Annotated in this window: 27 protein-coding genes; 21 read left to right on the top strand and 6 right to left on the bottom strand. The window is 60.0% G+C overall.

All coding sequences use genetic code 11. From position 1 onward, the window contains the following. The first annotated feature begins 3 nt into the window (after positions 1 to 3). From ACN0Q0_RS05635 to ACN0Q0_RS05660, 6 genes are all read left to right on the top strand, one after another. Positions 4 to 648 (top strand): precorrin-8X methylmutase, encoded by a 645-nt coding sequence (locus ACN0Q0_RS05635; protein ID WP_417242395.1) that lies wholly within the window; start codon positions 4 to 6, stop codon positions 646 to 648. Next, a complete protein-coding gene (gene cbiE / locus ACN0Q0_RS05640; RefSeq protein ID WP_417242396.1) occupies positions 645 to 1838 on the top strand; it encodes a precorrin-6y C5,15-methyltransferase (decarboxylating) subunit CbiE in 1194 nt (397 codons plus the stop codon). Before ACN0Q0_RS05635 ends, cbiE begins: the two co-directional genes overlap by 4 nt. Then, positions 1835 to 2560 carry a precorrin-2 C(20)-methyltransferase gene (gene cobI, locus ACN0Q0_RS05645; protein WP_417242397.1) on the top strand — a complete coding sequence of 242 codons (726 nt, stop codon included), beginning with the start codon at positions 1835 to 1837 and terminating at the stop codon, positions 2558 to 2560. The genes cbiE and cobI overlap by 4 nt, the downstream gene beginning before the upstream one ends. Next, entirely contained in the window at positions 2551 to 4377 is a 1827-nt protein-coding gene (gene cobJ, locus ACN0Q0_RS05650) for a precorrin-3B C(17)-methyltransferase (protein ID WP_417242398.1), read from the top strand. Before cobI ends, cobJ begins: the two co-directional genes overlap by 10 nt. Beyond that, a complete protein-coding gene (gene cobM, locus ACN0Q0_RS05655; RefSeq protein WP_417242399.1) occupies positions 4374 to 5141 on the top strand; it encodes a precorrin-4 C(11)-methyltransferase in 768 nt (255 codons plus the stop codon). The genes cobJ and cobM overlap by 4 nt, the downstream gene beginning before the upstream one ends. A 113-nt stretch (positions 5142 to 5254) precedes the next feature. Then, positions 5255 to 5602: a hypothetical protein gene (locus ACN0Q0_RS05660; protein ID WP_417242400.1), complete on the top strand. Its 348-nt coding sequence runs from the start codon at positions 5255 to 5257 to the stop codon at positions 5600 to 5602. Between the two features lie 8 nt (positions 5603 to 5610). Here the strand turns inward: ACN0Q0_RS05660 and ACN0Q0_RS05665 are convergent, their stop codons facing one another. Then, positions 5611 to 6789, bottom strand: coding sequence for a MalY/PatB family protein (locus ACN0Q0_RS05665; RefSeq protein WP_417242401.1), 1179 nt, complete (start codon positions 6787 to 6789; stop codon positions 5611 to 5613). 136 nt (positions 6790 to 6925) lie between these two features. Between ACN0Q0_RS05665 and def (ACN0Q0_RS05670) the strand changes: the two genes are divergently transcribed. The 6 genes from def (ACN0Q0_RS05670) to ACN0Q0_RS05695 are packed head-to-tail and all read left to right on the top strand — an operon-like array spanning position 6926 to position 9548. After that, complete coding sequence (gene def, locus ACN0Q0_RS05670) at positions 6926 to 7447, top strand: peptide deformylase (protein WP_417242402.1); 522 nt, start codon at positions 6926 to 6928, stop codon at positions 7445 to 7447. A gap of 58 nt (positions 7448 to 7505) precedes the next feature. Beyond that, positions 7506 to 8009, top strand: a complete 504-nt coding sequence (gene def, locus ACN0Q0_RS05675; RefSeq protein ID WP_417242403.1) for a peptide deformylase — start codon at positions 7506 to 7508, stop codon at positions 8007 to 8009. Continuing rightward, on the top strand, positions 8006 to 8911 hold the full coding sequence (gene fmt, locus ACN0Q0_RS05680) for a methionyl-tRNA formyltransferase (RefSeq protein ID WP_417242404.1): 906 nt from the start codon (positions 8006 to 8008) through the stop codon (positions 8909 to 8911). The genes def (ACN0Q0_RS05675) and fmt overlap by 4 nt, the downstream gene beginning before the upstream one ends. A gap of 10 nt (positions 8912 to 8921) precedes the next feature. Then, positions 8922 to 9161: a hypothetical protein gene (locus ACN0Q0_RS05685; protein WP_417242405.1), complete on the top strand. Its 240-nt coding sequence runs from the start codon at positions 8922 to 8924 to the stop codon at positions 9159 to 9161. A 3-nt stretch (positions 9162 to 9164) separates the two neighbouring features. After that, the gene (locus ACN0Q0_RS05690) at positions 9165 to 9404 is read left to right on the top strand and encodes a GlsB/YeaQ/YmgE family stress response membrane protein (RefSeq protein ID WP_417242406.1); all 240 of its coding nucleotides are present in this window, start codon (positions 9165 to 9167) and stop codon (positions 9402 to 9404) included. Next, complete coding sequence (locus ACN0Q0_RS05695) at positions 9405 to 9548, top strand: hypothetical protein (protein ID WP_417242407.1); 144 nt, start codon at positions 9405 to 9407, stop codon at positions 9546 to 9548. A 4-nt stretch (positions 9549 to 9552) separates the two neighbouring features. Here the strand turns inward: ACN0Q0_RS05695 and ACN0Q0_RS05700 are convergent, their stop codons facing one another. The 5 genes from ACN0Q0_RS05700 to ACN0Q0_RS05720 all read right to left on the bottom strand — a co-directional run bounded on the left by ACN0Q0_RS05700 (position 9553) and on the right by ACN0Q0_RS05720 (position 12912). Beyond that, complete coding sequence (locus tag ACN0Q0_RS05700; protein ID WP_417242408.1) at positions 9553 to 10176, bottom strand: trimeric intracellular cation channel family protein; 624 nt, start codon at positions 10174 to 10176, stop codon at positions 9553 to 9555. After that, positions 10173 to 10634 (bottom strand): ribonuclease HI, encoded by a 462-nt coding sequence (gene rnhA, locus ACN0Q0_RS05705; protein WP_417242409.1) that lies wholly within the window; start codon positions 10632 to 10634, stop codon positions 10173 to 10175. Before rnhA ends, ACN0Q0_RS05700 begins: the two co-directional genes overlap by 4 nt. Before the next feature lie 23 nt (positions 10635 to 10657). Next, positions 10658 to 11269 (bottom strand): LysE family translocator, encoded by a 612-nt coding sequence (locus ACN0Q0_RS05710; protein ID WP_417242410.1) that lies wholly within the window; start codon positions 11267 to 11269, stop codon positions 10658 to 10660. Beyond that, entirely contained in the window at positions 11259 to 12215 is a 957-nt protein-coding gene (gene ispH / locus ACN0Q0_RS05715; protein WP_417242411.1) for a 4-hydroxy-3-methylbut-2-enyl diphosphate reductase, read from the bottom strand. The genes ACN0Q0_RS05710 and ispH overlap by 11 nt, the downstream gene beginning before the upstream one ends. A 133-nt stretch (positions 12216 to 12348) precedes the next feature. After that, on the bottom strand, positions 12349 to 12912 hold the full coding sequence (locus tag ACN0Q0_RS05720; RefSeq protein WP_417242412.1) for an NYN domain-containing protein: 564 nt from the start codon (positions 12910 to 12912) through the stop codon (positions 12349 to 12351). 150 nt (positions 12913 to 13062) lie between these two features. Between ACN0Q0_RS05720 and folK the strand changes: the two genes are divergently transcribed. The 9 genes from folK to era all read left to right on the top strand — a co-directional run bounded on the left by folK (position 13063) and on the right by era (position 20711). After that, the gene (gene folK / locus ACN0Q0_RS05725) at positions 13063 to 13641 is read left to right on the top strand and encodes a 2-amino-4-hydroxy-6-hydroxymethyldihydropteridine diphosphokinase (RefSeq protein WP_417242413.1); all 579 of its coding nucleotides are present in this window, start codon (positions 13063 to 13065) and stop codon (positions 13639 to 13641) included. 106 nt (positions 13642 to 13747) lie between these two features. After that, complete coding sequence (rpoZ, locus tag ACN0Q0_RS05730) at positions 13748 to 14101, top strand: DNA-directed RNA polymerase subunit omega (RefSeq protein ID WP_417242414.1); 354 nt, start codon at positions 13748 to 13750, stop codon at positions 14099 to 14101. A gap of 48 nt (positions 14102 to 14149) precedes the next feature. After that, complete coding sequence (locus tag ACN0Q0_RS05735) at positions 14150 to 16267, top strand: RelA/SpoT family protein (RefSeq protein WP_417242415.1); 2118 nt, start codon at positions 14150 to 14152, stop codon at positions 16265 to 16267. Positions 16268 to 16284: 17 nt separating this feature from the next. Beyond that, a complete protein-coding gene (locus ACN0Q0_RS05740) occupies positions 16285 to 16929 on the top strand; it encodes a DUF2062 domain-containing protein (protein ID WP_417242416.1) in 645 nt (214 codons plus the stop codon). Positions 16930 to 17022: 93 nt separating this feature from the next. After that, positions 17023 to 17772 carry a pyridoxine 5'-phosphate synthase gene (locus tag ACN0Q0_RS05745; RefSeq protein ID WP_417242417.1) on the top strand — a complete coding sequence of 250 codons (750 nt, stop codon included), beginning with the start codon at positions 17023 to 17025 and terminating at the stop codon, positions 17770 to 17772. Between the two features lie 3 nt (positions 17773 to 17775). Next, positions 17776 to 18180, top strand: coding sequence for a holo-ACP synthase (gene acpS / locus ACN0Q0_RS05750; RefSeq protein WP_417242418.1), 405 nt, complete (start codon positions 17776 to 17778; stop codon positions 18178 to 18180). 152 nt (positions 18181 to 18332) lie between these two features. After that, positions 18333 to 19109: a signal peptidase I gene (gene lepB / locus ACN0Q0_RS05755; protein WP_417242419.1), complete on the top strand. Its 777-nt coding sequence runs from the start codon at positions 18333 to 18335 to the stop codon at positions 19107 to 19109. Then, complete coding sequence (gene rnc, locus ACN0Q0_RS05760; RefSeq protein WP_417242420.1) at positions 19106 to 19786, top strand: ribonuclease III; 681 nt, start codon at positions 19106 to 19108, stop codon at positions 19784 to 19786. Before lepB ends, rnc begins: the two co-directional genes overlap by 4 nt. A 1-nt stretch (position 19787) precedes the next feature. Then, positions 19788 to 20711: a GTPase Era gene (era, locus tag ACN0Q0_RS05765; RefSeq protein WP_417242421.1), complete on the top strand. Its 924-nt coding sequence runs from the start codon at positions 19788 to 19790 to the stop codon at positions 20709 to 20711.

Below are 20711 nucleotides of genomic sequence, written 5' to 3' on the forward strand. Positions count from 1 at the left end.
CCCGTGCGCCCCTATGAAAAAGACCCCGCCGCGATCTACGCCGCGAGCTTTGACACCGTGCGCCGCGAGGCCCGTCTGGACCGTTTCGACGCGGGGATGGAACGGCTTGCGATCCGGCTGATCCATGCCTGTGGCATGGTCGAAGTGGCCGACCGTCTGGCGTTTTCGCGCGATGCCTACGCGGCGGGTCACGCGGCCCTCGCGGGCGGAGCACCGATCCTGTGCGATTGCGAAATGGTCGGCGCGGGTATCATCCGTCGCTACCTGCCCGCAGATAACGAGGTGATCGTCACCCTCAACGATCCGCGCACGCCCGATCACGCCAAATCCATCGGCAACACCCGTTCGGCGGCGGCGGTCGAATTCTGGGCCGACCACCTTGCGGGCGCTGTCGTGGCCATCGGCAATGCGCCGACCGCGCTGTTTCACCTGTTGGAGCTGATCGACCAAGGTGCGCCCAAACCCGCGCTGATCCTCGGCTTCCCCGTGGGCTTTGTCGGTGCTGCCGAAAGCAAGGCCGAACTGGCCGCCAACCCGCGCGGCTGTGAGTTCGTCGCCCTGCGCGGACGTCGCGGCGGGTCCGCCATCGCCTCGGCCGCCGTCAACGCGCTTGCCGTTGGTCTGCCCGAAATCGGAGAGCACACATGAGCGCATGGCTGCATGTGATCGGCATCGGCGACAATGGCGCGGACAGCCTGTCCCCCGCAACCCTGAGCATTCTGGAGGATGCCGAGGTGATCTTTGGCGCGGACCGGCACCACGATCTGACCGCGCATCTGACCGCCGCACGCCGCGCGTGGCCCTCGCCGTTCGATGCGCTGATCGCGGACCTCAAATCGCTCAAGGGAAAGCGCGTGGCCGTCCTCGCCACGGGTGATCCGCTTTGGTATTCCGTGGGCGCCCGGATTGCCCGCGACATTGACCCGACCGAAATCCTGTTTCACCCGCAACTCTCCGCCTTCCAACTCGCCGCCGCGCGGATGGGGTGGAGCCTTGCCGATTGCGAAACACTGACCATCCACGGGCGCCCCGCCGAACAGGTTATCCCGTTCCTTGCTCCGTCACAAAACTTGCTCATTTTGACAAAAGACGCCTCTAGCCCGTCAAAAGTTGCGCAGATTTTGCGCGAGCGGGGCTATGGCGCGTCGCAAATGACCGCTCTGGCACATATGAACGGCACGGATGAGGCACGCTTTGACGGCACCGCCGACGCGTGGTCCCATGCGGTGCCCGACTTTCACACCCTTGCGGTGCGGTGCATCGCACAGGAGGGGGCTGCGATCCTGCCGCGCACGGGGCTACCCGATAGCGCCTTTGCCTCTGACGGCACGATGACGAAACAAGAGGTCCGCGCGATCACCCTCGCCAAACTGGCCCCCGCACGCGGGGCGCTGTTGTGGGACGTCGGCTGTGGCGCGGGGTCCGTGGCCATCGAATGGATGCGGGCCGCCCGTGATGCCCGCGCCATCGGCGTTGAATGCCGTGCCGACCGCCGCGCCTTTGCCGCCCAAAACGCCATCACGCTCGGCGCACCCGCGCTCACCCTGATCGACGGCACCGCGCCCGAAGCCCTCGCCAACCTGCCCGCGCCCGATGCGGTATTCATCGGTGGCGGATTGACCCCCGGGGTCTTTGCGGTCGCATGGGCCGCCCTCAAACCCCACGGACGACTGGTGGCCAACACCGTCACACTGGAAGGCGAGGCGGTGCTGTTGTCCCTGCACGCGCAATACGGCGGGACCCTGACGCGCATCGCCGTTGAGCGCGCCGTGCCCGTTGGCCGCCTGACGGGATGGAAACCGTCGATGACCGTCACCCAATGGAGCCTGACCAAATGAGCGGAACACTATACGGTATCGGCCTTGGCCCGGGGGATCCCGAGCTGATGACCCTCAAAGCGGCGCGTCTCATCGCCGGTGCGGATGTCATCGCCTATCCGGCTCTTGCGGGCGGGACGTCCTTTGCCCGCACCATCGCGGCGGATCACATCACGGCAGGCACCCCCGAGATCGTGATGGACGTGCCGATGACGGTCGACCGCGCCCCCGCCCAAGCCGCCTATGACACAGGGGCCGCCGCCATCCGCGCCGAACTTGACGCCGGTCGCGATGTGGTTGTGCTGTGCGAGGGCGACCCGTTTTTCTACGGCTCCTTCATGTATCTCTTTGCCCGTCTCAAATCCGACTACGCGGTCGAGGTCGTCCCCGGGGTCTCCTCCGTGACCACCTGTGCCGCCGTGGCGGGGGTGCCGATGGCCGCGCGCAACGAGGTCGTGACGATTATTCCCGCGCCGCACCTCGTGGCCCAAGGCGGGCTTTTGCCCGACAAAGGTCCGACACATGTCCGACAGGAGGCCGACACGCTTGTGATCATGAAACTGGGCCGCCATTTCGACGCGGTGCGCAGCATGATTTCCGACGCCGGCCTGACGGATAAAGCCGTCTATATCGAACGCGCCTCCTGCCCCGACGAGGTGGTCCTGCCGCTCGCCGAGGCCCCCGCAAAAGCACCGTATTTCTCAATGATCCTAATCGTGAAAGGGGCCGACCCGTGGCTCTAACTCCTGTCGTTATCGCCCTCAACGCTGCGGGTGAAAAAACCGCCGCACGGATTGCTGTCGCTCTGGGCGCACAGCTTCATGGCCGCGAAGGTCGCACCCAAGCAAAAGTCATGTTTCCCAATGCCTTAGACCATATCCGCGACCTCTTTGCGGCGGGCATTCCGGTGATCGGGGTCTGTGCCAGTGGTATCCTCATTCGCGCCGTGGCGCCCTTGCTCAATGACAAGCGGTCCGAGCCGCCCGTGCTCTCCGTGGCTGACGACGGTTCGGTGGTGATTCCGCTGCTTGGCGGGCATCGCGGGGCCAACCGCTTGGCCAAGGACATTGCAGAGGCTTTGGGGGCCAAAGCGGCGCTGACCACGGCGGGGGATCTGGCGCTTGGCGTGGCCTTGGATGTGCCGCCCGCGGGCTACCGCCTTGCCAATCCCGAGGACGCCAAAGACGCGATGGCGAACCTGTTGTCCGGTAGTGGTATCTCCCTGTCAGGACACAATATTTTCGATCTTGAGGACGCGGGCGGCGATGTCGAATTGACCGTCACCGATGCGCCTGTTGAGGGCAGCGGAGCGCGGCTTGTCTACCACCCGCAGCGCTATGCGCTTGGCGTTGGCTGTGCGCGCAATGCCGACCCTGAGGAGCTATGGCAAAACGTCTCTGCGATGCTTGCGGATGCGGGGGTTGCTGCGGGCGCGATTGCCTGTGTGGCGACTATAGATCTGAAGGCGGATGAACCCGCAATGACCGCTCTCGCGACACGTCTGAACGTGCCGTTGCGCCTGTTCACCGCCGCTGAACTGGAGGCCGTTGCCGACCGTCTTGCCAACCCGTCGGACGTGGTGTTTGCCGAGGTCGGTTGCCACGGCGTGGCCGAGGGTGCGGCCCTTGCCTCGGGCGGTGCGCTCTTTGCGCAGAAACGCAAAACCGCCAATACCACCTGTGCGCTGACCCAAGCAGACGCGCCGATCACCGTGCTTAATGGCCGCCCGCGCGGACGGCTGTCTGTGGTGGGCATCGGTCCGGGTCAGGCCGCATGGCGCACACCGGAGGTTTCCAAACTCGTGGCCGAGGCCGAAGAACTTGTCGGTTATAGCCTCTACCTTGACCTGCTTGGCCCCTTGGCGACGGGCAAAACACGATCCGATTTTCCCCTTGGTGGTGAAGAGGATCGTTGCCGCTATGCCCTTGAACAGGCAGCAAAAGGTAAGAATGTTGCCCTCGTTTGTTCGGGCGATGCGGGCATTTATGCCATGGCCGCACTGGTGTTCGAGTTGCTCGACCGTGGACCCGAGGCGCATGGCGTGTCGGATGCGGCGCGGCGGTCAGAGATTGTCTGTTCGCCCGGTGTTTCGGCGCTTCAGGGCGCTGCGGCCCGCGCGGGTGCGCCTCTTGGCCATGATTTCTGCGCCATCTCCCTGTCGGATTTGCTGACGCCACGGGCCGATATCGTGCGCCGTCTCAAGGCCGCCGCCGAGGGCGATTTCGTCATTGCGTTCTACAACCCCGTGTCCCGCACGCGCCGCACGTTGTTGGCCGAGGCGCGTGATATTTTGCTAGAGCACCGCCCCGCCGATACGCCCGTGATGCTCGCCTCGAACCTTGGCCGTCCGACCGAGAATGTGCGCTATCGCCGCTTGGACGCGTTGGAGGTGGACGAGGTGGATATGCTCACCGTTGTGTTGATCGGCTCGTCCAATTCGCGCCTTGCGCTCCTTGGTGAGGGCCCGCGCATGTATACCCCGCGTGGCTATTCCCGCCGGATTGACGGTGACCTCGAAAACGTTGGCAACCGCCACCTCGATGACAAGGACGCGTCATGACTGTTTACTTTATCGGGGCTGGCCCCGGCGATCCCGAACTGTTGACCAAAAAGGCCGAGCGCCTGATCGGTGAATGCCCTGTGTGCCTCTATGCGGGCTCGCTTGTCCCCGCCGAAGTCGTTGCCTGTGCGCCCGAGGGAGCAAAGGTGATGGACACGGCACCGATGACACTGGACGACACCCACGCCGAGATCAAAGCCGCCCATGCCAAAGGCCAGAATGTTGCACGGGTGCATAGTGGCGACCCGTCTTTGTACGGTGCAATTGCCGAGCAAATCCGGCGTTTGCGGGCGGACGGGATCGACTATGAGATTATTCCCGGGGTGCCGGCCTATGCCGCTGCCGCGGCCGCCTTGGGGCAGGAATTGACCATTCCCGAGATTGCGCAATCCATCGTGCTCACCCGTGTGTCGATGAAATCCACGTCCATGCCCGCCGGCGAAACGTTGGAAAACTTTGCCCGCACGGGGGCGACACTTGCCATCCACCTTGGCGTGCGCAACCTGCGTGAAATTGAGCGTCAGTTGGCGCCGTACTATGGTGCGGATTGTCCCGTTGCCGTGGCCTACCGTGTTGGGTGGCCCGACCAGATGCTGATCCGTGGCACATTGGCCGATATTCGCGCGAAAGTGCGGGATCAAAAAATCACCCGTACGGCGTTGATCCTTGTCGGGCCGGCCCTTGGCGAGGTGGCCGATTTCAAGGATAGCGCACTTTATGATCCTGATATGCCTCACGTTTTGCGCCCGAAAGTGCGGCAATAGGGTAACTGTCACCGCGTCAATCCCGCTGTGTCACAGAACGTTAACTTGACTGAAACCATGAATGCCCCATCTTTTGACTGTCGCTTCGGTGACAAGGAAAAAGGAGAAAGCGCGTGTCCGAATACCTGTCCAAAGAAGTCCGTGAGGGCTTGGAAATGGCCCGCAAAGCGAGCCTGAAAAAGCGTTCGCGTTTGCGGGTACAGGCCGGAGGCGAGACATTTCGCGTGTTGCGGCTGTGGGATGGCGGGTTTGCGTTGGACCATGATGACGCGGCCCATCTGCGTGGTCTTGTGGACCTGTATGATGGCGCGAACCACCTCTATCAGGCGCTCATCGTCGCAAGCGAGGATGACGGCCACGAGATGACGTTCGAGTTCAAGCGCTCCACGGCGGCGGTCGACAAGGCGCCACTGGATTACGACCGGCCCGATGATGCGCCGGTTGCATTGCTCGCGCGCTAGGGTCCGCGTTATTGCAGGTCGCTAAACGCGTCGCGTAGCCGTGCGCAGGCCTCCGCGATCACCGAGCGCGGTGTCGCAAGGTTGAACCGTAGATAGCTCTCGCCCCCTTTGCCAAACGTTGGCCCGTGGTTGGGGGCAATCCGTGCGCCTTTTTGTACGCGGTCGGTAAACTCCTGTCGCGACATGCCCGTCCCCGAAAAATCGACCCACGCCAGATAGGTGGCCTCAAGTGGCATGGATGTGAGGCCCGGAATGGCATTGACCGTCTCGTCAAAGAGCATGCGGTTGCCGTCAATATAGGCAACCAGATCGTCCACCCATGCCGCCCCTTCGGGGGAATAGGCCGCCGTTGCCATGGCCAGACCGAACGAGTTGGCCGAGATGCCCAATGCCATAAGGCGGCTCGCGAACCGTGCGCGTAGTTTGGGGTCTTCGATGATGACATTGCCCGAATGGGTGCCTGCGATGTTAAAGGTTTTCGTCGTCGCGGTCATCATCACCAAGCGGTCGGATATATCGCGAAACTGTGCCATCGGGATGTGTTTATGGCCGCCGAACACGAGGTCATGGTGGATCTCGTCGGACACCAGTATGAGATCGTGACGGACGCAAAAATCCGCGACGCCTTGCAATTCGTCGCGGGTCCAGACCCGACCACCGGGGTTGTGGGGCGAGCACAGGATGAACATGGTCTCTGACCCTGTCATTTGCGCGTCCCAAGTGTCGAAATCCATCTCGTAACGCCCGTCCGTTAACGCCAGTTCGCATTCGACAACGGTGCGCCCGGCCGCTTTGATCGTGCGGGAAAAGGCGTGGTAAACGGGGGTCGTCAAAACCACGCCGTCGCGCTCTTTGGTAAAGGCGTCAAGGCATAGCCCCGTTCCGTTGACCAGACCGTGCGTGGTGAAAATCCAGTCGGGGTTGATGGTCCATCCGTGGCGGTTTTGCATCCACCACCCGATCGCGGCCTTATAGTCGCTTTCATCCCCGAAGTATCCGTAGACGCCATGTGCGGCCATCTCCTCGACCGCGTTCTGAATACAGGCAGGCGGGCGGAAATCCATATCGGCGACCCACATCGCGATCCCGTCAGACGCCGGGACGCCGTAAAGCGATTCCATGCTGTCCCACTTTGCACTGTGGGTGCCGTGGCGGTCGATGAGGTCGTCGAAGGGGGAGTGGCTCATAGTCTGTCCTTATCTGTTTTGCGCCATGCTAAAGCGCATCGTGACACATAGAAAACCACATTTTTTGATTTGAGGTATTGCGCCACATGATCACGCACAGTTGCGAAGTGGCGGCGCATTGATTACATGCTGCGATATGACCCTGAAGCACATCCTGATACATCCCGACCCGCGCCTTAAAAAAGCATGTGATCCCGTCACTGAATTCGACAAAGCACTCGCGGCTTTGGCGGATGATATGCTTGAAACCATGTATGACGCGCCGGGCATCGGTTTGGCCGCACCGCAGATCGGCGTGATGAACCGCCTGATGGTGATGGATTGCGTCAAGGAAGAGGGCGGAGCGCCCGCCCCCATGATCCTCGTGAACCCGAATGTGGTATGGGAAAGCGAAGAGCGCAATGTGTATGAAGAGGGCTGTTTGTCGATCCCGGGTCAGTACGCCGATGTCGAGCGCCCCAAAATGGTGCGCGTGACCTGGCAGGATATCGAGGGCAAAGACCACGAGCAGGAGTTCGATGACCTTTGGGCGACCTGTGTGCAGCACGAGATCGACCACCTCAACGGTACCTTGTTCATTGATTATCTCAAACCGATGAAGCGTCAGATGATCACGCGCAAAATGCAAAAACTCAAGCGCGAGCAAATGCGCGACTGACGCCATTTGAAATATGCGCTCACGGGCGGTCTCCGCCTGACAGTCAAAGGTGACAACAATGGCGGCCCGACCCTTTATCCCCTATCCTGACAAGCGTCTGAAAACGGCTTTGCCGCCCGTTGAGGCGGTCACCGATGAGGTGCGCGCGATCTGGGATGATATGGTGGAAACGATGGACGCCATGCCCGGTTACGGGCTTGCCGCGCCGCAGATCGGTGTGATGATGCAATTGGCCGTTGTGGATTGCTCCAACGAACGTGGCCGCGCGGTACGCATGGCCAATCCGCGTGTCCTGCACGCCTCTGCGCAACCGCGCGAACACGAAGAGGCCTCCCCGAACCTGCCCACGATGTCTGCCGTGATTTCGCGCCCGCGTGCCGTCACGGTCACGTTCATGAATGCGCAAGGCGAGCACGAAGAGCGTGACTTTGTCGGTCTTTGGGCCACCTCGGTGCAGCACCAGATCGACCACCTCAACGGGAAGATGTATTTCGATCATCTCAAACCGGTGAAGCGCCAGATGTTCCTCAAAAAGGCCAAAAAGCTCGGGGTGATCAAATGAGACTGACCTTTATGGGCTCGCCGGAGTTTTCTGTGCCTGTGCTCGATGCTTTGGTCGAGGCGGGGCACGAGATCGCCTGTGTCTATTGTCAGCCGCCCCGTCCCGCCGGTCGGGGTAAAAAAGATCGCCCGACACCGGTTCAGGCCCGCGCCGAACAACTTGGCTTGCCCGTCCGTCATCCGCTCAACTTCAAAGACCCCGCCGATGTGGCGGCCTTTGCGGCGCTTGACGCGGAGGTGGCGGTTGTGGTGGCCTACGGTCTGATTTTGCCACAGGCGTTGCTTGATGCGCCCACACATGGCTGCCTCAATATCCACGCGTCATTGTTGCCGCGGTGGCGCGGCGCGGCGCCCATTCATCGCGCGGTGATCGAGGGCGATGCGGCCACGGGTGTGTGCATTATGCAGATGGAGGCGGGCCTTGATACGGGGCCGGTTTTATTGCGTCAGGAGACCGACATCGCGGCCAACGACACCACCGCGACCTTGCATGACCGCCTGTCCGATATGGGCGCGGATGCCATCGTTACGGCGCTTGATACGCTGCGGCTTTTGACGCCCGAGGTTCAATCCGAGACGGGTGTGACCTACGCCAGAAAGATCGACAAGGCCGAAGCCAGAATTGACTGGTCGCGCCCCGCGACCGAAGTTGACCGCCAAATCCGTGGCCTCACCCCGTTTCCGGGCGCATGGGCGGATCTGAACGGCGAGCGGATCAAATTCCACATGTCGCGTGTCGTGGATGCGGATGGTGCGGCGGGGGAGGTCATCGGTGATTTCACCATCGCGTGTGGGGCGGGTGCGGTCGAGATCACAACGGCGCAGCGCGAGGGAAAACGGGCTATGCCTGTCGCCGAAATTCTGAAAGGGTTGGATATGCCCGAAGGCACCAAGTTCGCGTAAAGGATCGCATATGTTTCCCGTCATGATCGGCACCGTGGTGATCGCAGGTATCGTGGGCTATGCCTCCGAAAAGGTCGGCTTTACCCGCAACGGCTACCTGCAATCCATCATCATCTGTGTCGGCGGCGCGTTTTTGGCGTATTTCGTCAAACTGATGTTCGGGATCGGGTTGCGCCCTGCGGGGGTGAACGCGATTGTCTCGTCTCTGGGTGCGCTTATCATCATCCCAACCCATTGGCGGCGGAGGTAACCCATGCCCGTTTTGGTTCTCGTGATTGTTGGTGCCGCGGCCGGGTTTATTGCCACACGGCTCCTGGATTTGCGGTCATCCGTACCCGTTACCATCGCCATCGGCATTGCGGGGGCGTTGTTCGGGACCTTGATCTTGCGCCTTGTCGGGGCCTTGTTCGGGATGGCTGCGGGGTTTGTCGGCGCGATCCTTGGTGCGATGGCGCTGATCTGGATCTGGAAGAAGCTGTCGGACCGCCGCTAAATGTTTGCAATTCTGGCGATCCCGCGCTTGGCCCTGCGCATCGTGGTTGGCACCTGCATCTGGTTGATGTTTCGCCCCGGTGGATGGGCCGTGGCCTGTATCCTTGCCCTGCTTGCAACCGAATATTACGCCGACTTTTTCTAACGGCTCAGCTGCGTGGCGGGCGGGATTTATACACCGGTAAGGACCACCCGAATTTCAGACTGCCCGCGCGCAGGATGAATGTTGTGGCCGCACAGGCCAAACTGATCACAAGGGGCGAGGCCGTTACAAACGATGCGATGACGGCGGCCAAGGCCCCGGCGAAAGCGGCGGAGGCGTACAGCTCGCCTTGCTTGAGAACAAGCGGCACTTCGTTGCACACCACGTCACGCATCAAGCCGCCAAAGCATCCCGTGGCGATGCCCATAATCACCACGACCTGTGGCAATTGATCCATCTCCATCGCCACACCGGCCCCTGCGGAAACCGCAACGGCAAGCGCCACGGCGTCCAGCCACATCAGGGCTTTCAGACGGCTCTCGAACAGGTGCGCGGCAAAGAAAACGGCAAAGGCCGCGATGACGGCAAAGAAGATATAATTGGTGTTTTCGACCCAGAACACCGCCTCGCGTTTCAACAACAGATCACGGATCGTGCCGCCGCCCACCGCCGTGAGAGAGGCGACAAAAGCAAAGCCGACAATGTCGAGTTGCGCCCGCGAGGCCGCCAACGCCCCCGTGATCGCAAAGACCACAACAGCCGCATAATCGAGGGATTCAATCAGGGTCATTTGGACGCCTTTTTAAACGGGGCCATGCCCGCACGGGCAAGCTCGTCGGCGTGCTCGTTTTCGGCGTGACCGGCGTGACCCTTGATCCATTTCCACGTCACGGTATGGGTTTCTTGCGCCGCGTCGATGCGTTGCCACAGGTCCACATTCTTGACGGGCTTTTTGTTCGCGGTTTTCCACCCGTTGCGTTTCCAGCCGTGAATCCACCCCGTCACACCGTTTTTGACATAGGCGCTATCGGTGGTGATGGTGATGTCGGTGGGGCGCGTCAGGGTCTCAAGGGCGTTGATCGCGGCGAGCAACTCCATGCGGTTGTTGGTCGTGTCCGCCTCGCCACCTTTGAGTTCGCGTTCCTTGACGATCTCGGTCCCGTTCATGGCGCGCATCAAAACACCCCAACCACCAGGGCCGGGATTTCCGGAGCAAGCACCATCTGTCCAAGCGTGAATTTCGGGCATTTATCGACCTCTCATCGGGGATGTTACGCCCGTTCCAGTGCAAGTTTCGCGCCAAGTCCCACAAAGGACGCGGCAAAGACGCGCCGCATCCATGCCATTGCGCGATCGCTTTCGACAACCCGCACCCGCAGCCATCCGGCAGCCAGAGCATACAGGACAAACACGACAAAGGTCATGATGACAAAGCCGAGGCCGAGTTCGATTAACAAAAGGGTCGGGTGGGCCGCCTGTGCGGGAATGAATTGCGGCAGGAACGCCGCGAAAAACATCGGCAGCTTCGGGTTGAGAATATTCAAAACCAACCCGCGCCGCACCAATTGGTGCGCAGACAGCGGGGTGCTGTCAGGCGTGACCTTGAGCGACCCCGTGCCTTTGAGTGTGCTCCACGCCATATAAAGCAGGTAAGCCACGCCCGCATATTTGATGGCGGAGAACAGCACGGCGGAGGTTTGCAAAACCGCGGCAAGCCCCGCGAGGGCCACGCACAGGTGTAGCACGGTTGCCAGAGTGCATCCGGTAATGGCCCAAAACCCGGCCCGTAATCCGCGCCCGAGCGTTGTGGACAGGGTAAAGATCACACCAATCCCGGGGGCCAGACAGACGATGAATGCGGTGGCTAAAAACTCAACCGACATGGGGCTGCCTCAAAACGCGCGGCACTTTGAATTCGATGTTCTCTTGTGCGGTCTCGACCAGTTCCACAGTCACGTTGAACCGCGCTTTGAACGCGTCGATCACTTCGTTGACGAGCACTTCGGGGGCGGAGGCTCCCGCCGAAATGCCAACGTTTGTGATCCCGTCAAGGGCGCGCCAATCAATATCCGTGGCGCGTTGAACGAGTTGGCTATAGGTGCAGCCATTGGCGCGGCCCACCTCGACCAAGCGCTGTGAGTTGGACGAGTTCGGCGCACCGATGACCAACAGCGCATCGATGTGGGCCGCGATGGCTTTCACCGCGGCCTGACGGTTGGTGGTGGCGTAACAGATGTCTTCCTTGTGGGGGCCGACGATGGTGGGGAACCGTGCGCGCAGGGCTGCGATCACATCCACCGTGTCGTCGACTGAAAGCGTGGTCTGGGTGATGAAGGCGAGCTTTTCGGCGTCGCGCACCTCAAGACCCGCCACATCTTCGGGGGTCTCCACAAGCAAGACTTCGCCCTCAGGCAACTGCCCCATGGTGCCGATGGTCTCGGGATGGCCCGCATGGCCGATCATCACCATCTGTAACCCGTCCGCATGATGGCGCTCGGCCTCGATGTGGACCTTGGACACCAACGGGCAGGTGGCGTCGACATAGATCATTTCGCGCTTTGCGGCCTCTGCCGGCACCGCTTTAGGCACGCCGTGCGCGGAGAAAATAACGGGGCGCTCATTGGGGCATTCGTCAAGTTCCTCGACGAAAATGGCGCCTTTGTCCTTGAGGCTGTCGACCACAAACTTGTTATGCACAATCTCGTGGCGCACATAGACAGGCGGCCCCCATTTCTCGATCGCCATTTCGACGATCTTGATCGCGCGGTCAACGCCGGCGCAAAACCCGCGCGGGGCGGCGAGATAGAGGGTGAGAGGGGATTGTGTCATGGTGTGCGCTCCTTGGCCCTAGAGGTATTGGCTTGAGCGCGGCTTGGCAATGCCTGTGCCACCCGTTGCGGCCCGGATGAAAACGCCTCCGGCGATGCGGAGGCGCTATGTGACCTGTGTCGTCGGTCGCGGTTTAGTTGCTCGTGTTGGTGTCAAGGTCGCGTGGTTCGCGCATCGGGCGGCCAATTACGTCGCGCAAATCGTCCAACTCAATGAAGTTATCCGCCTGACGGCGCAATTCATCGGCAATCATCGGCGGTTGGCTGCGGATCGTGGAGACCACAGAGACCCGTACACCCTGACGTTGCAGGCTTTCAATAAGGGGGCGGAAATCGCCGTCGCCCGAAAAGATCACGACATGGTCGATGCGTGGCGCCAATTCCATGGCGTCGACAGCAAGTTCAATGTCCATGTTGCCCTTGATCTTGCGGCGCCCCATCGAGTCTGTAAACTCTTTGGCGGGCTTGGTGACCATGGTGAAGCCGTTGTAGTTCAACCAGTCGACAAGCGGTCGAATGGGTGAATAATCATCATTCTCCAACAAGGCGGTGTAGTAGTTCGCACGCAGCATTTTGCCACGGCGCATGAACTCCTGACGCAGCAGTTTGTAGTCGATGTCGAACCCGAGCGCCTTTGCTGCGGCGTAAAGGTTTGACCCGTCAATGAACAAAGCCAGTCGTTCGTCTTTATAAAACATGTTTTGCCCTTTTATGCTTATCGGACTTATTACGTATGCCTGAGTGAATTCTGTCGAAGATATATCGCGACGAAACCATTCTTACCAGTAAAGCCAAATTCACATAACTGTAACGTGCCAGAAAATACAGGGGGGAGAGAGGACGCCACCATGCCTGATCAGGATCAGCGACAATTTGCGTATCTTGCCCTTGGGGGAAATCTGGCCTCGCCTGTCGGGCGGCCGGCGCAAACCCTGCGTGCGGCCCTTGCGGAACTGGGCGCCGTGGCGGGGCTGTCGCTACGGGCGGTCAGCCCCTTGTATCTCACCCCGTGTTTTCCGGCTGGCGCGGGTCCCGATTTTGTAAATGCCTGTGCCGTTGTCGAAACGGGTCAGGGGGCGGCGGATCTTTTGGCGCTGTTGCACCGGATCGAGGCGCGATTCGGTCGGGTCCGCCAAACGCGATGGGCGGGCCGTACCCTTGATATCGATCTGTTGGCTCTCGGGGCCACAGTCTATCCCGATGCCAGAACCGTGTCCGGGTGGATCACGATGCCTGCGGACGAGCAACGCAACCGCACGCCACGCGGCCTGCTTTTGCCGCATCCGCGCATTCAGGATCGCGGGTTTGTCTTGATTCCCTTACGCGATGTGGCCCCCGACTGGGTTCACCCCCTTTCGGGCAAAACAGTTGCGCAGATGTGTGATGATCTGTCCGAAAGTGAACGTGCGGCGATAAAACCGCTGTGAACGGGGGATTTGCGGGCGGTTTCTTGGTATTCTCAACTTGCAATGCGGGGTATCTGCCCCTAGATAGTGCCTTTGTTGCCCCGCACAGTTAAGAATTGGAGATCCCATGGCTCGCGTGACCGTAGAAGATTGCGTCGACAAGGTTCCGAACCGTTTTGAGCTCGTCATGCTCGCCTCTCACCGTGCGCGTGAGATCGCCGCAGGGTCCGCCCTGACTGTCGACCGTGACAATGACAAAAACCCCGTTGTTGCCCTGCGTGAAATTGCCGACGAAACACAATCCGCCGACGCCCTGCGCGAACGTGCGATCGAGTTCCACCAGACACAGATCGAAGTCGACGAACCCGAAGAAGACCAGATGGCGCTTTTGATGGGTCAAGAGGCTGACAAGCCCGCCGATGACGACATGTCCGAAGAAAAACTGCTCCGCGCCCTTATGGAAGCGCAAGGACAGCAATAAGACCGAGAGCCCGAAAGGGATCCCACAAACGGAGTTTGCGGACCGAACATGATCGACGTCGAAGACCTGATCGCATTGGTCCGCAACTATAATCCCAAAACAAATGCCGACCTCATTCGCGAGGCCTATGCCTATGGCCTAGAGATGCATGAGGGGCAGTTTCGCCACTCCGGCGAGCCGTATTTTTCGCACCCTGTTGCGGTCGCCGCGATCCTGACCGAACAGGCGCTTGATGACGCGACAATCATCACCGCCCTTTTGCACGACACGATCGAAGACACCCGCGCGTCTTACGCCGAGGTCGAGCGCCGGTTCGGCACCGGTGTGGCCGAGCTCGTCGATGGTGTGACCAAGCTGACCAACCTGCAACTGTCCTCGACAGAGACAAAACAGGCGGAAAATTTCCGCAAGCTGTTTATGGCCATGTCAAAGGATCTGCGGGTGATCCTTGTCAAACTCGCCGACCGTTTGCACAATATGCGCACGATCAAATCCATGCGCGACGACAAGCAACAGCAAAAAGCCCGCGAGACGATGGACATCTTTGCGCCCCTCGCTGGACGCATGGGGATGCAGTGGATGCGCGAGGAGCTTGAGGATCTCTCGTTCCGTGTCATCAACCCCGAGGCCCGTAACTCGATCATTCGCCGCTTTATCACGTTGCAGCGTGAAACAGGCGACGTGATCCACAAAATCACCACCGACATCCGCGCGTCTTTGGAAAAGGCCGATGTGGACGCCGATGTGTTTGGCCGTGCCAAAAAGCCCTATTCGATCTGGCGCAAAATGGAGGAAAAGCAGCAAAGCTTTTCACGCCTGTCCGACATTTACGGCTTTCGCATTATCACCCGTTCCGAGGCCGATTGTTACCGTGTGCTTGGCGTCATCCATCAGCGGTGGAAAGTCGTCCCCGGCCGGTTCAAGGATTACATCAGCCAACCCAAATCCAACGGCTACCGGTCGATCCACACCACGGTGTCGGGGCGTGATGGCAAGCGGGTCGAGGTGCAAATCCGGACCCGCCAGATGCACGAAGTGGCCGAAAGCGGTGTTGCGGCGCATTGGTCCTACCGTGACGGTGTGCGCGCCCAGAACCCGTTTGCGGTTGATCCGGCAAAGTGGCTCGCCCAACTGACCGAACGCTTTGAGGCCTCCGAAAACCACAGCGAGTTTCTCGAACATGTGAAACTGGAAATGTACGCCGATAAGGTGTTCTGCTTCACGCCAAAGGGCGAAGTGATTTCCCTCCCCAAGGGCGCGACCCCGCTCGATTTTGCCTATGCAATCCACACGCGGATTGGCGACAGCTGTGTGGGGGCCAAAGTGGACGGCATCCGCGTGCCGCTCTGGACCCGTCTCAAGAACGGCCAGTCCGTTATTGTCCTCACCGCCGAGGGGCAGCGCCCGCAAGGCACGTGGATCGACATCGTTGTGACGGGTCGTGCCAAGGCCGCAATCCGCAAATCCCTGCGCGAAGAGGATCGCGAACGGTTCGTCAAACTGGGCCGTGAACTGGTGCGAGTATCGTTTGAACATATCGGCAAAAAGGCGACCGATAAGGCGCTCAAAACTGCCGCCAACCAAATGTCATTGCCCTCCAGCGAGGAATTGTTGGCCCGTGTCGGGTCCGCCGAATTGGCGGCCTCCGCCGTTGTGCGCACGGTCTATCCCGAGCTGATCCATGAAAGCGACGAGGTCGAGGCCAAGCGTGCTGTTCTGGGTCTGCAAGAGGGGCAAACCTATCACCGCGCCGACTGCTGTCAGCCTATTCCCGGCGAGCGGATTGTCGGTATCACCTATCGTGGCAAGGGCGTGGTCACACATGCGATTGACTGTCCCGCCCTTGAGGAGCTTGAGGCCGAGACGAGCCGTTGGGTTGATCTGCAATGGCACGCGGGGCCGCATGCGCCCGAACACACCGTGTCGCTCGACGTCACGATAGCCAATGGCGCGGGCGTTCTGGGGCGCATTTGCTCGTTGATCGGCGAACAAAAGGCCAATATTTCCGACCTCAATTTTGTGGATCGAAAGCCCGACTTTTACCGTCTCATCGTCGATGTGGATTTGCGTGATCTGGAACATTTGCACGCGGTCATGCTCGCCCTTGAGGCGGAAAGTGATGTGGCGCGCATTCGCCGTTACCGCGACCTCGACCGAAAACCATAGAGTAAGGGAGGGGAAACATGGTCTTTAAGCGCCGCAACAAACTGACCCCTTTAACCTGGCTCGCTCGATCTCTTTGGCCAAAGGGGGGGTGGCATCGCGCCGCCCTTTACCTGCAACACCGCCTGCACCGTCTACCCGATACGCCCCAAACTATTTCGCGCGGCGTGTTCGCGGGCATCTTCTCGGTCTTTTCTCCGCTCTTCGGGCTGCACTTTGTGGTCGCATTTGCCTTTGCAAAACTGGTGCGCGGCAATGTCATCGCGGCTCTTCTGGCAACTTTTATCGGCAATCCGCTGACCTATGTGCCGATTGGTGTGGTGTCCTTGAAAATGGGTCACTTTATTCTGGGAACCGAATTCAACCACATGCACGAGCGGTCCTTTTCCGGAAAGTTTCTGGATGCGGCGGATGATTTGCTGCGCAATTTCCTTGCGATATTTTCGGACGCTGATGCCAACTGGAACGCGCTTATCCGGTTCTTTCACGAGGTGTTTTTGCCCTACCTCGTCGGCGGCATTGTTCCGGGTCTTGTGGCGGGGCTTGTCGGATATTACCTCACGCTGCCGATGATTGTCGCCTATCAGGCGCGGCGCCGTAAAAAGCTCAAGGCAAAGCTCGAAAAGCTGCGCGAAAAAGCGCAAGCAAATCATCGTAAACCCTGATTGTCCCGATCACGATTTCACCGTTTCGATTTCAATCGCAGCGGGCTATTGTCGCTTTGAGAGAGCACATAATTGCGTAGAAAAGGCCCCCCAATGCACGAGACAGCGCCCCTTCGCCTTGGTATGAATATCGACCACGTTGCCACCGTCCGCAACGCCCGCGGTTCGGCCTATCCCGACCCGATCCGTGCCGCGAAACTGGCCGAAGAGGCCGGTGCCGATGGCATTACCGCGCACCTGCGTGAGGATCGTCGCCACATCACGGATACCGATATCGAGCGCCTGATGGAGGCCCTCACCGTGCCGCTCAACTTTGAAATGGCGGCGACGGATGAGATGCAATCCATTGCGTTGCGCCACAAACCCCACGCTGTCTGTCTTGTCCCTGAAAAGCGCGAGGAGCGCACGACCGAAGGCGGGTTGGAGGTCGCGCGCGACGAGAACCGTCTGGCCCATTTCATTGCGCCCTTGCGCGATGCGGGGTGTCGCGTGTCGATCTTTATCGCCGCCGACCGCCCACAGATTGAAGCTGCCGCCCGCATTGGGGCCGCCGTGGTCGAACTGCATACGGGGGCTTATTGCGATCTTCATGCCGAGGGCGATTTTGGTGCGCGGGACGCGGAACTGGTGCGCCTGACCGAGATGGCGGTGTTTGCCGACAGTCTCGGCTTGGAGGTCCACGCGGGTCACGGGTTGACCTATGACACCGTCAAACCCATCGCCGCCCTGCCACAAATTGTGGAGTTGAATATTGGTCACTTTCTCATCGGGGAGGCCATTTTCCGCGGCATCCAACCTGCCATTGGCGAGATGCGCCGCCTGATGAACGAGGCGCGCGGGTAAGCGATGATCCTTGGTATCGGCACAGATCTGGCCAACATAGAACGGATTCAGGGCACCTTGGACCGGTTCGGAGACCGGTTCAAAAATCGTGTCTTCACGCCGGTCGAGCAATCCAAGGCCGATCGTCGCCGCGATGTGGCCGGCACCTACGCCAAACGATGGGCCGCGAAAGAGGCCTGTTCAAAGGCGCTTGGGACGGGTCTTGCGATGGGGATTTCGTGGGTCGATATGTCGGTGGGCAACCTCGAAACGGGGCAACCTGTGATGCAGGTGACGGGATGGGCCAAAGAGCGTTTGGACGCGATGACGCCCGAGGGTCATGAGGCGATCATCCATGTCACATTGACGGACGATCATCCCTGGGCGCAGGCCTTTGTCGTGATCGAAGCGCGAAAACGCGGGGCATAAGCCCCCGAACCTGACGCGAAAACCCTACAATTCCTCGCTCAAAGGGGCCGTGTGGCGCGGCTTCACCTTGACTCCATGCCCTGCGCCAATCATTTAGCGATATACCCCGCGCAAGAGTGCGCACGGAATTTACAGAACGGACCCGAGTATAAATGAGCAGCTTTAAAAACAGCGCGACCGAAACTGTGAAAACAGTCGTCTACGCCCTTTTAATCGCGGGGATTTTCCGGTCGTTCTTTTTCCAACCGTTTTTCATTCCATCATCGTCGATGAAAGATACCCTGCTCATCGGCGACTTTTTGTTCGTCAACAAAATGAGCTACGGCTATTCAAAGTATTCGTGCCCGTTCGCGTTTATGTGTCCCGTCTCGGGCCGCATTCTGGATAAGGCCCCCGAGCGCGGAGATGTCGTCGTGTTCGAACACCCCACCCAACACCGTGCCTTTGTGAAACGGCTTGTCGGCCTGCCGGGTGATAAAATCCAGATGAAAGACAGCGTGCTGTTCATCAACGGCGAAGAGGCCAAACAAACGCCCGATGGCGTGTTCGTGGAAACCTTTGAGGGCCAAGGGCGCGCGGGCAACACGCCGCGCTGTTCCAACCCTGCGCCGGGACTGGGCGGTCAGTGCATCAAAGAGAAGTTCATCGAAACCTTCCCTGACGGACACGCGCATTCGATCCTCAATATTGGCGAGACCCGCGTCGACAATACATCCGTATTTACCGTTCCCGCCGGTCAATATTTCTTTCTCGGTGACAACCGTGACAACTCCGCCGATAGCCGTGTGGCACAGCCCGTCGGCGTCGGATTTGTCCCCGAAGAATTCCTGCTCGGCCGGGTGGATCGCGTCATGTTCTCCGCCGCCGGTAAATCCCTCCTGTTCTTTTGGACGTGGAGACTTGATCGTTTCTACGAGAAAATCAATTGAAGATTTCAGCAGATCTCAAAGCGTTTCAGGCGCGTCTCGGGCATGAGTTCAACAACCTTGAGCTTTTGATCCGCGCTACGACGCACAGCTCGCTGTCCTCGGCAACGCGCCCCGACAACCAACGTCTCGAGTTTCTCGGCGACCGCGTGCTTGGTCTGACCATGTCAGAGGCGCTGTTCCAAGCCGACAAAACCGCCGCCGAAGGGCAGCTTGCCCCGCGGTTCAACGCCTTGGTGCGCAAGGAAACCTGCGCCGATGTCGCCCGTCAGATCAACCTCGGTGAGGTGCTCAAACTGGGCCGCTCGGAGATGTTGTCGGGCGGGCGCCGCAAAGAGGCGCTTTTGGCCGATGCGATGGAGGCGGTCATCGCCGCCGTCTATCTGGACGCCGGTTTCGAGACGGCACGTGATATGGTGCTGCGCCTGTGGGGCGAGCGGATCGACGGTGTCGAGGATGACGCACGTGATCCCAAATCCGCGCTACAAGAATGGGCGCAAGCCCGCAAACAAAACCCGCCACGGTATGAGACGGTCGAGCGCAGCGGTCCCGACCATGCGCCGGTCTTTACGATCAAAGTGACGTTGGAAAGCGGCGAGAGCGAACAGGCCAAAGCGCCCTCGAAACGCAATGCAGAACAATCCGCCGCAAAGGCGCTTTTGAAAAAACTGGAGGCCTAGCATGGCTGACGCAAACGACCAGACCCGCGCGGGCTTTGTCGCCCTCATCGGCGAGCCGAACGCAGGGAAATCGACGCTGCTCAACCGCATGGTTGGCGCAAAGGTCTCCATCGTGACCCACAAGGTGCAAACAACACGCGCCCGCATTCGCGGCGTCGCGATCGAGGGCGACAGCCAGATCGTGTTCGTTGACACGCCAGGTATTTTCAAACCCAAGCGCCGCCTTGACCGTGCGATGGTTACCGCCGCATGGGGCGGGGCCGCCGATGCGGATATCACCGTGTTGATGGTCGAGGCGCATCGCGGCTTGTCCGAGGGCGTCGAGGGTATTCTGGCCGCTTTGGCCGAGAATCCCGTGCGCGGCAAAATCGCGCTCGCTATCAACAAAATTGACATGGTCGACGTCGAAAAGCTGCTCGCCATGACCCAAAAACTCAATGAGCGCTTTGATTTCGTCGAGACGTTTATGATCTCCGCCGAAAAAGGGCGCGGTGTAGATGATCTGCGCAAATGGCTCGCCAAAGAGGTGCCCGCAGGTCCGTGGCTCTACCCCGAAGACCAGATTGCCGACCTGCCGCTGCGCATGATCGCCGCCGAGATGACGCGCGAAAAGCTGACGCTGAACCTACATCAGGAGTTGCCCTATCAGCTCACCGTCGAGACGGAGAAGTGGGAAGAGCGGGCCGATGGATCCGCACGTGTGGACCAGATCGTCTATGTCTCGCGCGATGGGCACAAAGGCATTATTCTGGGCAAGAAAGGCGAGACCATCAAACGGATTTCGCGGGCCTCGCGTGAGGAATTGTCCGACTTTCTGGGTCGCAAAATCCACCTCTTTTTGCAGGTCAAAGTCCGCCCGAACTGGCTCGAAGAGGCCGAGCGCTACGGCGAGATGGGTCTGGATTTCAAAGACGGAAATGCCTGA

This window comes from Celeribacter sp. (genome assembly GCF_048259695.1).
Taxonomy (GTDB): Bacteria; Pseudomonadota; Alphaproteobacteria; order Rhodobacterales; family Rhodobacteraceae; genus Celeribacter.

Coding starts and splice junctions, on each gene's coding strand:
- ACN0Q0_RS05745 (WP_417242417.1), top strand. CDS start 17,023: ATGCACGAGACAGCGCCCCTTCGCCTTGGTATGAATATCGACCACGTT.
- folK (WP_417242413.1), top strand. CDS start 13,063: ATGCCTGATCAGGATCAGCGACAATTTGCGTATCTTGCCCTTGGGGGA.
- cobM (WP_417242399.1), top strand. CDS start 4,374: ATGACTGTTTACTTTATCGGGGCTGGCCCCGGCGATCCCGAACTGTTG.
- ACN0Q0_RS05685 (WP_417242405.1), top strand. CDS start 8,922: ATGTTTCCCGTCATGATCGGCACCGTGGTGATCGCAGGTATCGTGGGC.
- def (WP_417242402.1), top strand. CDS start 6,926: ATGACCCTGAAGCACATCCTGATACATCCCGACCCGCGCCTTAAAAAA.
- ispH (WP_417242411.1), bottom strand. CDS start 12,215: ATGACACAATCCCCTCTCACCCTCTATCTCGCCGCCCCGCGCGGGTTT.
- rpoZ (WP_417242414.1), top strand. CDS start 13,748: ATGGCTCGCGTGACCGTAGAAGATTGCGTCGACAAGGTTCCGAACCGT.
- ACN0Q0_RS05740 (WP_417242416.1), top strand. CDS start 16,285: ATGGTCTTTAAGCGCCGCAACAAACTGACCCCTTTAACCTGGCTCGCT.
- ACN0Q0_RS05690 (WP_417242406.1), top strand. CDS start 9,165: ATGCCCGTTTTGGTTCTCGTGATTGTTGGTGCCGCGGCCGGGTTTATT.
- cbiE (WP_417242396.1), top strand. CDS start 645: ATGAGCGCATGGCTGCATGTGATCGGCATCGGCGACAATGGCGCGGAC.
- def (WP_417242403.1), top strand. CDS start 7,506: ATGGCGGCCCGACCCTTTATCCCCTATCCTGACAAGCGTCTGAAAACG.
- rnhA (WP_417242409.1), bottom strand. CDS start 10,634: ATGCCCGAAATTCACGCTTGGACAGATGGTGCTTGCTCCGGAAATCCC.
- ACN0Q0_RS05735 (WP_417242415.1), top strand. CDS start 14,150: ATGATCGACGTCGAAGACCTGATCGCATTGGTCCGCAACTATAATCCC.
- ACN0Q0_RS05700 (WP_417242408.1), bottom strand. CDS start 10,176: ATGACCCTGATTGAATCCCTCGATTATGCGGCTGTTGTGGTCTTTGCG.
- ACN0Q0_RS05720 (WP_417242412.1), bottom strand. CDS start 12,912: ATGTTTTATAAAGACGAACGACTGGCTTTGTTCATTGACGGGTCAAAC.
- cobI (WP_417242397.1), top strand. CDS start 1,835: ATGAGCGGAACACTATACGGTATCGGCCTTGGCCCGGGGGATCCCGAG.
- ACN0Q0_RS05695 (WP_417242407.1), top strand. CDS start 9,405: ATGTTTGCAATTCTGGCGATCCCGCGCTTGGCCCTGCGCATCGTGGTT.
- lepB (WP_417242419.1), top strand. CDS start 18,333: ATGAGCAGCTTTAAAAACAGCGCGACCGAAACTGTGAAAACAGTCGTC.
- ACN0Q0_RS05665 (WP_417242401.1), bottom strand. CDS start 6,789: ATGAGCCACTCCCCCTTCGACGACCTCATCGACCGCCACGGCACCCAC.
- fmt (WP_417242404.1), top strand. CDS start 8,006: ATGAGACTGACCTTTATGGGCTCGCCGGAGTTTTCTGTGCCTGTGCTC.
- era (WP_417242421.1), top strand. CDS start 19,788: ATGGCTGACGCAAACGACCAGACCCGCGCGGGCTTTGTCGCCCTCATC.
- acpS (WP_417242418.1), top strand. CDS start 17,776: ATGATCCTTGGTATCGGCACAGATCTGGCCAACATAGAACGGATTCAG.
- ACN0Q0_RS05710 (WP_417242410.1), bottom strand. CDS start 11,269: ATGTCGGTTGAGTTTTTAGCCACCGCATTCATCGTCTGTCTGGCCCCC.